This is a genomic window from Streptomyces sp. LS1784 (assembly GCF_020103755.1).
Classification (GTDB): Bacteria; Actinomycetota; Actinomycetes; order Streptomycetales; family Streptomycetaceae; genus Kitasatospora.
Window position 1 is genome coordinate 1 of sequence record NZ_JAHSQD010000284.1, and the last position, 10535, is coordinate 10535.

Here is a 10535-nt window from a genome sequence, read left to right on the forward strand (position 1 = left end):
CGGCGGCCGGCGCGGGCTCCGCGGCCTGCTGCGGCCGGGCCTGCTGCCGCGGCGTCTGCTGCGGCTGGACCTGCTGCTGCGGCACCTGCGGCTGGCCGCCGGGGAAACCCTGCTGCTGGTAGCCCTGCTGCTGCATCGGCGTCTGCTGCTGGGGCGTCTGCTGCTGCGGGTAGCCCTGCTGCACCGGCTGCTGCTGCGCGTACCCCTGCTGGGGGTAGCCCTGTTGCGGCACCTGCTGCGGGTAGCCCTGCTGACCGCCCGGGAAGCCCTGCTGCTGCATCTGCTGCTGCGGCACCTGCTGCTGCGGGTAGCCCTGCTGCGCCATCATCTGCTGCTGCATCTGCGGCGTCATCTGCTGCTGCGCGTACCCCTGCTGCACGTCCCCGTACGGCTGCTGGGCCGCCTGGCCCTGCTGCGGGTACTGCTGCTGCCACTGGCCGTCCTGCTGGCCGGGGACCGGCTGCCGGCCGTCGTACCCGGGATCACCGGGGTGCCACGGCTCGCCCTGGGGGTTGTAGCCCCCGCCCAGATCGGTCATCGATCCCCTTAACCGACGGTGACGACCGGAGGATCAAACCGGCCGTCCGGGACGACGCGGTCCCGGCTGATTCTCGAACCGGCGTGCTAGCGCAGCGCCTGGAGGGAGACGTTACCGTACCGCAGCCTTACCCCCGCCCGGGCGGAAGCACCGTCAGTGAGCGATCTCACCGACGGCACACAACACCGTCACGGTGTCGCCGCACCGGCGCCCGAAGGTGCCCCCGCCCCACCCGGCGCCGCCGGGTCGGAGGACGGGCCCGACGCCGGGGCGCTCGGCTCGGCCGCCGCCCGGTTGGCGTTGAACTCCGCCACGTTGCGTTGCTGCACCTCGAAGCTGTCGGTGAAGCGGGTGTCCCCCGGCCTCACGGTGACGAAGTACAGCCAGTCCCCAGGCGTCGGGTCCAGCGCCGCCATGATCGCCTGCCGCCCGGGGTTGGAGATCGGGCTCGGCGGCAGCCCGGGGTGCAGGTAGGTGTTGTACGGGGAGTCCAGCTTGGTGTCGGTCACCGAGGTGTTCAGGGTCGAACGGCCGAGCACGTAGTTGATGGTGGAGTCCAGCTGCAGGGGCATGCCCTTGGCCAGCCGGTTGTAGATGACCCGGGCCACCTTGCCCATGTCCTCGGTGTTGTCGGCCTCGCCCTGGACCATGCTGGCCACGGTGACCAGCCCGTACACGCTCTGCCCGAGGTTCTGGGCGACCACGGTGGCGTCGTCCCGGTTGAACTCCGTGCCGGCCCGGTCCACCATCTGCTTCAGCAGGTCCAAGGCGGTGGTGTCCTCGGTGACGCTGTACGTCGCCGGGAACAGGTAGCCCTCCGGGCTGCCGTTGGTGAAGTCCGGCAGGCCGAGCTCGGCCCCGTGTTCCTGGACGGTCTTCAGGGCGGTGCCCTCGGGCAGGTTCAGCTTCCTGTCGATGGCCGCGTAGATCTGGTGGCCGCGCCAGCCCTCGGGGATGGTCAGGCCGTTGGCGTTGGCCGGGTCGATCAGGATCGCCAGCGCCGCCGCGGCCGACATCTTCTGCTTCAGCGTGTACGTCCCGGGCTGGATCCGCCCGGCCGCCGCCGCGCTGCCCTTCGCGGCCCGGGTGAAGGCGAGCGAGCTGGCCACCACCCCGTTGCGGACCAGCGCGGACGCGATCTGGGAGAGGCCGGCGCCCTCCGGCACCGAGACCTGCACGCTGCCGGTGCCCGGTCCGGGGAAGTCGGCCGCGGTCGGGGGTCTGCGCTGCGACTGCAACCAGGTGTACCCGGTCAGCCCGATCCCGCCGAACACCGCGACCAACGCGAGCGCGGTCAGCCCGCAGGCCAGTCTGTCGCGCCGCCGACGCGGATCCGGCGCATCGTGGCGCGGGCGGGGCGCGCCCGGCGGACGGCCCTCCGGCTCCGGCACCGGCGCACCCAGGTGCCCGGGGGTGAGCCCCGGGTGGAAGTCCTGGTCGGTCATGGCTCGCGCCCCCTCGACGGTCCCAGATCGATCCGGATCGATGCGAATCGATCCAAAACGGACACGGAAACGAATGAAGCGGGGTCCGTGCGGACGCGTCCGCACGGACCCCTCAACGGGACGTTAAACCAGGCCGGTCAGCCGGCCGCCTCGACGCTCTCACCGGGCGGGCGTCCGCTCACCCGTTCGGACTCAAGGGCGGTCTGGAGGATCACCACCGCGGCGGCCTGGTCGACCACCGAACGGCCCTTCTTCGCCTTGACCCCCGAGGCGCGCAGCCCGTGGGTCGCGGTGACGGTCGACATCCGCTCGTCCACCAGCCGCACCGGCACCGGGTAGAGCCGGTTGGCCAGCCGGGCCGCGTACGCCCGGACCTTCTCCGCCGCCGGGCCCTCCTTGCCGCTGAGCGAGCGCGGGAGCCCGACGATCACCTCCATCGCACCGTACTCGTCGACGATGGCGGCGATCCGGGCCTGCGACTTCACCCCGGCCGGGACGGTCTCCACCGGCGTGGCGAGCACCCCGTCGGGGTCGCAGGACGCGACCCCGATCCGGGCGTCCCCGACGTCGACGGCGATCCGCCGCCCCCGCCGGAAGGGCCTCTCCTCCTGCTCCATCAGCTGGCGCGCTCCGCGACCAGGCCGCGCACCGCGGCGATGGCCTCGCCGACCGCGGCCGGGTTGGAACCGCCACCCTGGGCGACGTCGTCCTTGCCGCCACCGCCGCCGCCGAGGGTCTTGGCGGCCGTCCGGACCAGCTCGCCGGCCTTGATGCCGCGGCCGCGGGCGTCCTCGTTGGTGGCGATCACGGTCAGCGGGCGGTCGTTGGCCACGGTGAAGGCGGCGACCACGGCCGGGCGCGAGCCGAGGCGGCCGCGCACGTCCAGGACCAGCTTGCGCAGCTCGTCCGCGCCCACGCCGTCGGCGACCTGCGCGGCGACCACGGCGATGCCGTGCACGTCCTCGGCCGAGTCGGCCAGGCCCGCCGCGGCGGCCAGCACCTTCTCGGCGCGGAAGCGCTCGATCTCCTTCTCGGCGTCCTTGAGCTTGGCGAGCATGCCCGAGATCTTCTCCGGCAGCTCCTCCGGGCGGCCCTTGACCAGCTCGGTGAGCTGGGAGACCACGGTGTGCTCACGGGCCAGGAACCGGTACGCGTCGCTGCCGACCAGCGCCTCGACACGGCGCACGCCGGAGCCGATCGAGGACTCGCCGAGCAGCTTCACCAGGCCCAGCTGGGCGGTGTTGCCGACGTGGGTACCACCGCACAGCTCCTTGGAGAAGTCGCCGATGGTGACGACCCGGACCTCGTCGCCGTACTTCTCGCCGAACATCGCGATGGCGCCGGCCTTGCGGGCCTGGTCCATCGTCATGACCTCGGCGGTGACCTCCAGCTCGCGGCCCAGCACGTCGTTGATCTTCTGCTCGACGTCGACCAGCACGCTGCCCGGGACGGCGGCGGGCGAGCCGAAGTCGAAGCGGAAGCGGCCGGGGGCGTTCTCGGAGCCGGCCTGGGCGGCCGTCGGGCCGAGCGCGTCGCGCAGCGCCTGGTGGGTCAGGTGGGTGGCCGAGTGGGCGCGGGCGATCGCCCGGCGGCGCTCGGTGTCGATCGTGGCGTACGCCGAGGCGCCCAGCACGACCTCGCCGAACAGCACCCCGCCGGAGTGCACGATGACGCCCGGGACGGGCTGCTGCACGTCGCGGATCTCCACCACCGCGCCGGACTCCAGCCGGATCCGGCCCTGGTCGGCGAGCTGGCCACCGCCCTCGGCGTAGAACGGGGTGCGGTCGAGGATGATCTCGACCTCGTCGCCCTCGGAGGCGGCCGGCGCCGGGACGCCGTCCACCAGCAGGCCGACCACGGTGGCCTCGCCCTCGGTGAGGCCGTAGCCGGTGAAGACGCTGGCGCCGGACTTGTCGGCGACCTCGCGGTACGCGGCGACGTCGGCGTGGCCCATCTTCTTGGCCTTGGCGTCCGCCTTGGCACGGTCCCGCTGCTCCTGCATCAGGCGGCGGAAGCCGGCCTCGTCCACCTGGAGGCCCTGTTCCTCGGCCATCTCCAGGGTGAGGTCGATCGGGAAGCCGTAGGTGTCGTGCAGCTTGAAGGCCTGCTCGCCGGAGAGCACCACGCCGCCGGCCTGCCTGGTCTCGGTGACCGCGACGTCCAGCAGGTTGGTGCCCGCCTTCAGGGTCTGGAGGAAGGCGGCCTCCTCGCCGACGACGACCGTCTCGATGCGCTTGCGGTCGGTCTCCAGCTCGGGGTACTGCGGGGCCATCGCCTTGATCGCGACGTCGACGAGCTCCTTGGCCACCGGCTCGGTGGCGCCCAGCAGGCGCATGTTGCGGATGGCGCGGCGCAGGATGCGGCGCAGCACGTAGCCGCGGCCCTCGTTGCCCGGGGTGACGCCGTCGCCGACCAGCATCAGCGCGGTGCGGATGTGGTCGGTGACCACGCGCAGCGAGATGTCCGACTTGTGGTCGGCGCCGTAGGTGTGGCCGGTGAGCTCGGCGGCGCGGTCGAGGATCATCCGGCTGGTGTCGATCTCGAAGAGGTTGTCGACGCCCTGGAGGATGGCGGCGAGGCGCTCCAGGCCGAGGCCGGTGTCGATGTTCTTGCTCGGCAGGTCGCCGAGGATCTCGAAGCCGTCCTTCCCGTCGCCGTGGCCGCGCTCGTACTGCATGAAGACCAGGTTCCAGATCTCCAGGTAGCGCTCGCCGTTGACGGCCGGGCCGCCCTCCTCGCCGTACGCGGGGCCGCGGTCGTAGTTGATCTCCGAGCACGGGCCGCACGGGCCGGGGACGCCCATCGACCAGAAGTTGTCCTTCATGCCCAGGCGCTGGATGCGCTCGGAGGGCACGCCGATGACGTCACGCCAGATCTGCTCGGCCTCGTCGTCGTCCTTGTAGACGGTGATCCAGAGCTTCTCCTTCTCCAGGCCGTAGCCGCCGTCCGCGACGGGACTGGTGAGCAGCTCCCAGGCGAACTTGATGGCTCCTTCCTTGAAGTAGTCGCCGAAGGAGAAGTTGCCGCACATCTGGAAGAAGGAGCCGTGCCGGGTGGTCTTCCCGACCTCCTCGATGTCCAGGGTGCGCACGCACTTCTGGACGCTGGTGGCGCGCGAGAACTGCGGCTTGACCTCGCCCAGGAAGTAGGGCTTGAACGGCACCATGCCGGCGTTGACGAGCAGCAGGGTGGGGTCGTCGGCGACCAGGGACGCCGACGGAACGACGGTGTGGCCGCGCTCCTCGAAGAAGCGCAGCCAGCGGCGGCGGATCTCAGCCGACTCCATTAGTGGTCCTTCCGTTCGGGGTGCCGCCCCGCGGCGGCAGGGCACGGCGGGGCGTTTCTTCAGTGGTCCGGGGGGTGGTGCGGGCACCGCTGGGCGCAGAGCGGGTGCGGGACGGAGGCAGGGCGGCGGCCGGGCTACCGGGCGCCGCCGAGATAGCTCGGTACTGCGGCTCGCTGGGGAGGGGCAACGCAGCGCGTTTCCCAGGAAGGGTGGTGGCGGGCGACGGGCGGGCACGGCGGGCGCTGCGGGGCTCCACCACGGCGGTGCCGTGCAGTCCGAGGTCGTCCTTCAGCTGGTCCTCGCGCTCGGCCATGCCGGCCTTCACGTCCTGGGCGAACTGCTTGGCCAGATCGCCCAGGTGCAGCGCACCGCGGGCGGCGGTGCCGGAGAGGCTGTCCGGGGTGAGCCGGTGCACGGCCTCGTTGGCCTTGTTCATGGCCCAGACGGTGGCGCCGGCGCCGACCGCCATCCAGAAGATGCGTCGCACCATGCCGTCAGCCCCTCACCGCGCGCCGGACCCGGGAGAACAGGCCGCTCCTGGGCGCGGTCGCGGCGCGCACCTCGGCCCGGACCAGCCGGGCCAGCTCCTCGCGCTCGCCGGCCTGTGACGGCACCGGCGGCAGGCCGCCCTGCTGCCGGGCGACGGCCTTGCGCACGCCGTAGCTGAACGCCGCGACCTTCACCAGCGGTCCGCCCAGGGTGGCGGCCACGGTGGAGGAGAGCGCGTTGGCGTTGGCGGCGGCGTCCTGCACGTTGGCGGTGATCTCGTCCACCCGCTCCAGCTGCTCGTTGGCGCTGCGCACGGCGGCGCCCGCGTCGGTCAGCAGCGGCACGGCCTGCTCGGTGACCGCGGAGACCAGGACGGCGGCCTCCTTGAGCACCCGGGAGAGGCGGACCAGCACCACGGCGAGCAGGGTGACCAGGACCGCCCAGAACACGGCGACGAGCAATCCGGCCAGCTCTCCCACGGACACCTTTGCGCGCTCCCTCGCCTTGCAGCTCTTCAGGGGGAACCCTATCGCGCCCACGCCCGGTTTCCGGACCGGGTTCTTTCCCCGGCGATCCGGTCGGGTGTGCGATCCGCGCGCGCAACCTACCGGCCGGTCACCTCGTTCTGCCCGGCTGCGGCGGGGGCCGGTCCGGAATAGCTGGAACTTGCCGATTGCTTGAGGAGGCAAGGAACCGCCCGGAAGGAGCACCATGGCCGTCCACAACGCCGCCAACGAGTACCGCATGGCGAAGTTCTACTTCGATTCCAAGGCGTACACCGATGCGGCCCGCATGCTCGAAGGCGTACTGGCCGAGGAGTCGGCCAACCTCTCCGTCCGGCTGCTGCTGGCCCGCAGCTACTACCACTCCGCCCAGCTCGGCCGCGCCGAGGCCGAGCTGCTGCGGATCCTGGAGGCCGACCCGGCCGAGGACTACGCCCGGCTGATGCTCGGCCGCACCCTGGAGCGCCAGGGCCGCGCCGAGGAGGCCCGCCCGCACCTGCGGCTGGCCGCCGCGATGACCGGCGAGAGCCTGTAGCAGCGGGGAAAAGGGGCGAGCCCCCGCCGCCTCGAAAGGCGGCGGGGGCTCGCTCGTGGTGTCGCGAAGAGCGGAACCGGGTCAGCGCGAGTAGTACTCGACGACCAGCTGCTCGTCACAGATCACCGGGACCTCCTTGCGCTGCGGCGCACGGTCCAGGCGGAAGGCCAGGGCCTTCAGGTTGACCTCGAGGTACTTCGGGGTCTGGCCCTCACCCGCGTAGCCACCCTCACGGGCGACCTGGAAGGGGACCTTCTCCTTGCTGCGCTCGCGGACGGTCACCACGTAGCCCGGCTTCATCTGGAACGACGGCTTGTTGACCTTGCCACCGTTGACCTCGATGTGGCCGTGGACGACCATCTGGCGGGCCTGGTAGATGGTGCGGGCGATGCCCGAACGCAGCACCATCGAGTCCAGACGGGTCTCCAGCTCGGCGACGAGCGCCTCACCGGTCTTGCCCTCGGCCTTCTTGGCGCGGTCGAACGCGCGCGACAGCTGCTTCTCGCTCAGGTCGTACTGGGCGCGAAGACGCTGCTTCTCGAGCAGACGGACCTTGTAGTCCGAGTTCTGCTTGCGGCCACGGCCGTGCTGGCCGGGCGGGTACGGGCGGGCCTCGAAGTACTTGACGGACTTCGGGGTCAGCGGCACACCGAGCGCGCGCGCGATCTTGACCTTGGGACGCTTCTGGTTCGCCATGAACCAAACCTTCCTTGCTTACGAATACGGCTTTCACCAGGTGTTGACGGAGGTCGCATGTCGCGACCCGGAGAAAACCCCGCCGCCTGCGCGAAGGGATCAGCCGCTCTCCGGAGCCGGGCACAAAGTGCAAGCGCGCGTGTGGCCCACCGAACCGAGGCTGGTGGGCTGCACGCGACACCGAAACGGTGCGCGACGCTCCTGGTGCGGGCCTCCCGTAGGAGGCCTACCGCCGATGTCCCGCTGGTGCGGCCGGTCGGTGGGGTCTCCCCCGCCGCCGTCCCGGGGCATGGCACTCCCATGCAGTATACCGGTGGATCACTCGCCCTTTTCCCCGGGCTGCTCCTCGGTCTTCTGCTCCGGCTTCTCCGGCGCCTTCCCGGCCTTCTTCTCCTCCCTGCGCTCCCCCCGCAGCCGCCCGCGCGTCCACTCCACCACGTCCGCGTACCGGGCCTCGCCGCCGCGCCTGGTCGGCTGGTAGTACTCCTTGCCGTGCACCGCGTCCGGCGCGTACTGCTGGGCGGCGATGCCCTCCGGCAGGTCGTGCGGGTACCGGTAGCCCTTGCCGTGGCCCAGCTTGCCCGCGCCGCCGTAGTGCGCGTCCCGCAGGTGGGACGGGACGGCGCCGGCCAGGCCCTGCCGGACGTCCGCCAGCGCCGCGTCGATCGCCAGGTAGGCGGCGTTGGACTTGGGTGCCAGGGCCAGCGCGATGGCCGCCTGGGAGAGGATGATCCGGGCCTCCGGGAAGCCGATCAGGGCCACCGCCTGGGCCGCCGCCACCGCCGTCTGAAGGGCCGTCGGATCCGCCAGGCCGACGTCCTCGCTGGCCGAGATCATCAGCCGGCGGGCGATGAAGCGCGGGTCCTCCCCCGCCTCGATCATCCGGGCCAGGTAGTGCAGGGTGGCGTCCACGTCGCTGCCGCGGATCGACTTGATCAGCGCGCTCGCCACGTCGTAGTGCTGGTCGCCGTCCTTGTCGTAGCGCACCGCCGCCTGGTTGACCGCCGTCTCGGTGGTGGCCAGCGTGATGCTGGACTCGCCCTTCTCCAGTGCCGCCCCGGCCGCCGCCTCCAGCGTGGTGAGCGCCCGCCGGGCGTCCCCGCCGGCCAGCCGCACCAGGTGGTCCTCGGCCTCCGCGGACAGCTCCAGCGCGCCCTCCAGACCGCGCTCGTCGGTCACCGCGCGGCGCAGCAGCGCCCGGATGTCCTCGTCGGTCAGCGACTCCAGGGTGAGCAGCAGCGAGCGGGACAGCAGCGGGGAGATCACCGAGAAGTACGGGTTCTCCGTGGTCGCCGCGATCAGGGTGACCCAGCGGTTCTCCACGGCCGGCAGCAGTGAGTCCTGCTGGGCCTTGGAGAAGCGGTGGATCTCGTCCAGGAAGAGCACCGTCTCCCGGCCGGACATCCCGACCGCCCGCCGGGCGCCGTCGATCACCGCCCGGACCTCCTTGACCCCGGCGGTGATCGCGGACAGCTCCACGAAGCGGCCCTCGACCGCCTGGCTGATCACGTGCGCCAGGGTGGTCTTGCCGGTGCCGGGCGGCCCCCAGAGGATCACCGAGCTGGTCGCGGCCGGACCGCGCGAGCCCCCGACCAGCCGGCGCAGCGGCGAGCCGGGCTTCAGCAGCTGCCGCTGCCCGGCCACCTCGTCCAGGGTGCGCGGACGCATCCGTACGGCCAGCGGCGCCCGGCCGGGCTCCCTGGTCTGGCGTTCCTCGGCTGCGGCGGTGAAGAGGTCCGGTTCGTCCACACCGGAAGCCTATGCGAGGCCCCGGACAGCCCGCCAAGACCCACGGGAAGCGCCCTACTCCAGCCCGGCGGCGCGGTCCGGGACGTACTTCTGCAGGTCGCGCGGGGGCCGCTGGTAGCCGCGCGAGGCCGGGCGGCGCGGCAGTTTGATCTGCGGCGCCCCGATCTCCTGGTACGGCACGGTGGACAGCAGGTGGGCGATCATGTTGATCCGGGCCCGGCGCTTGTCGTCGCTCTCCACCACGTGCCAGGGCGAGTCCGGGATGTCGGTGTGGATGAACATCTCGTCCTTGGCCCGCGAGTAGTCCTCCCAGCGGGTGATCGACTCGACGTCCATCGGGGAGAGCTTCCAGCGCTTCATCGGGTCCTCCAGCCGGTCCCGGAACCGCCGTTCCTGCTCGGTGTCGCTCACCGAGAACCAGTACTTGCGCAGCAGGATGCCCGCCTCGATCAGCATCCGCTCGAAGGTCGGGCACTGGTGCAGGAACTGCCAGTACTCCTCGTCGGTGCAGAAGCCCATCACCCGCTCGACCCCGGCGCGGTTGTACCAGCTGCGGTCGAACAGCACGATCTCCCCGGCCGCCGGCAGGTGCTCGACGTACCGCTGGAAGTACCACTGGGTCTTCTGCCGCTCGGTCGGCGTGGGCAGCGCCGCGACCCGGGCGATGCGCGGGTTCAGGTACTCCGTCACCCGCTTGATCGCTCCGCCCTTGCCCGCGGCGTCACGTCCTTCGAAGACCACCACCAGCCGGGCGCCCTCGGCCCGCACCCACTCCTGGAGCTTCACCAGCTCCTGCTGCAGCCGCAGCAGCTCCCGCTCGTACGGCCTCCTCGCCAACTGCTTCGGCTTCGCGGTCCGCTGCTCCTGCGCCACCCTCTGATCCTCCGTCCGGCTGATGCTGATGCACACTCACCGTAGGCGCAGCACGGCGAATTCGCAGGTCGGAGCGGGCAGATCGGAGAGGAACGGGTCGAGACCGCGATCGGAACCGGGCGGGAGGGAACGTCGGCCCTAGACCGCGACGAAGGGCTCGGGGTAGCGGCAGAGCCCGCGCGGGCCGCCGTCGTACGCCGCCAGCGGCAGCGCCTGGAAGTACGCCTCCGGCACCTCGAACGGGCCGGTGACCGCGTGCCGCCCGGCCGGCGCGAAGCCGAACCGCGCGTAGTACCCCGGGTCGCCGAGGACGACCACGAGCTTCTCGCCCGCGTCCTCGGCCGCCGCCAGCGCGGCCCGGACGACCAGCTCGCCGACGCCCCGGCGCTGCCACTCGGGCGCCACCGCGACCGGCGCGAGC

At 72.0% G+C, this 10535-nt stretch carries 10 protein-coding genes and 1 pseudogene; 1 reads left to right on the forward strand and 10 read right to left on the reverse strand.

The window, feature by feature from the left end; translation table 11 throughout:
* The 6 genes and pseudogenes from KS423_RS27170 to KS423_RS27195 form a co-directional block, all read right to left on the reverse strand.
* Positions 1–538 (reverse strand): annotated as a pseudogene (locus tag KS423_RS27170) (hypothetical protein); the annotation flags it as partial.
* Between the two features lie 188 nt (positions 539–726).
* On the reverse strand, positions 727–1983 hold the full coding sequence (mltG, locus tag KS423_RS27175; protein WP_224282405.1) for an endolytic transglycosylase MltG: 1257 nt from the start codon (positions 1981–1983) through the stop codon (positions 727–729).
* Between the two features lie 137 nt (positions 1984–2120).
* A complete protein-coding gene (gene ruvX, locus KS423_RS27180) occupies positions 2121–2600 on the reverse strand; it encodes a Holliday junction resolvase RuvX (protein ID WP_224282406.1) in 480 nt (159 codons plus the stop codon).
* Complete coding sequence (gene alaS, locus KS423_RS27185; protein ID WP_224282407.1) at positions 2600–5269, reverse strand: alanine--tRNA ligase; 2670 nt, start codon at positions 5267–5269, stop codon at positions 2600–2602. Before alaS ends, ruvX begins: the two co-directional genes overlap by 1 nt.
* Complete coding sequence (locus tag KS423_RS27190; RefSeq protein WP_224282408.1) at positions 5256–5759, reverse strand: DUF6167 family protein; 504 nt, start codon at positions 5757–5759, stop codon at positions 5256–5258. The genes alaS and KS423_RS27190 overlap by 14 nt, the downstream gene beginning before the upstream one ends.
* 4 nt (positions 5760–5763) lie before the next feature.
* A complete protein-coding gene (locus KS423_RS27195) occupies positions 5764–6243 on the reverse strand; it encodes a DUF948 domain-containing protein (RefSeq protein WP_224282409.1) in 480 nt (159 codons plus the stop codon).
* A gap of 226 nt (positions 6244–6469) precedes the next feature.
* On the opposite strand from KS423_RS27195, the gene KS423_RS27200 reads away from it, so the two are divergent.
* A complete protein-coding gene (locus tag KS423_RS27200) occupies positions 6470–6796 on the forward strand; it encodes a tetratricopeptide repeat protein (RefSeq protein WP_224282410.1) in 327 nt (108 codons plus the stop codon).
* A gap of 81 nt (positions 6797–6877) precedes the next feature.
* Here KS423_RS27200 and rpsD read toward each other — a convergent pair whose 3' ends face one another.
* The 4 genes from rpsD to KS423_RS27220 all read right to left on the reverse strand — a co-directional run.
* Complete coding sequence (gene rpsD / locus KS423_RS27205) at positions 6878–7492, reverse strand: 30S ribosomal protein S4 (RefSeq protein ID WP_224282411.1); 615 nt, start codon at positions 7490–7492, stop codon at positions 6878–6880.
* A 318-nt stretch (positions 7493–7810) separates the two neighbouring features.
* On the reverse strand, positions 7811–9241 hold the full coding sequence (locus tag KS423_RS27210; RefSeq protein WP_224282412.1) for a replication-associated recombination protein A: 1431 nt from the start codon (positions 9239–9241) through the stop codon (positions 7811–7813).
* Positions 9242–9295: 54 nt separating this feature from the next.
* Positions 9296–10114 (reverse strand): polyphosphate kinase 2, encoded by an 819-nt coding sequence (gene ppk2 / locus KS423_RS27215; protein WP_224282413.1) that lies wholly within the window; start codon positions 10112–10114, stop codon positions 9296–9298.
* A 138-nt stretch (positions 10115–10252) separates the two neighbouring features.
* On the reverse strand, positions 10253–10535 hold a 283-nt coding region (locus tag KS423_RS27220), incomplete at its 5' end, for a GNAT family N-acetyltransferase (RefSeq protein WP_224282414.1).

Coding starts and splice junctions, on each gene's coding strand:
- ruvX (WP_224282406.1), bottom strand. CDS start 2,600: ATGGAGCAGGAGGAGAGGCCCTTCCGGCGGGGGCGGCGGATCGCCGTC.
- alaS (WP_224282407.1), bottom strand. CDS start 5,269: ATGGAGTCGGCTGAGATCCGCCGCCGCTGGCTGCGCTTCTTCGAGGAG.
- KS423_RS27190 (WP_224282408.1), bottom strand. CDS start 5,759: ATGGTGCGACGCATCTTCTGGATGGCGGTCGGCGCCGGCGCCACCGTC.
- mltG (WP_224282405.1), bottom strand. CDS start 1,983: ATGACCGACCAGGACTTCCACCCGGGGCTCACCCCCGGGCACCTGGGT.
- rpsD (WP_224282411.1), bottom strand. CDS start 7,492: ATGGCGAACCAGAAGCGTCCCAAGGTCAAGATCGCGCGCGCGCTCGGT.
- KS423_RS27200 (WP_224282410.1), top strand. CDS start 6,470: ATGGCCGTCCACAACGCCGCCAACGAGTACCGCATGGCGAAGTTCTAC.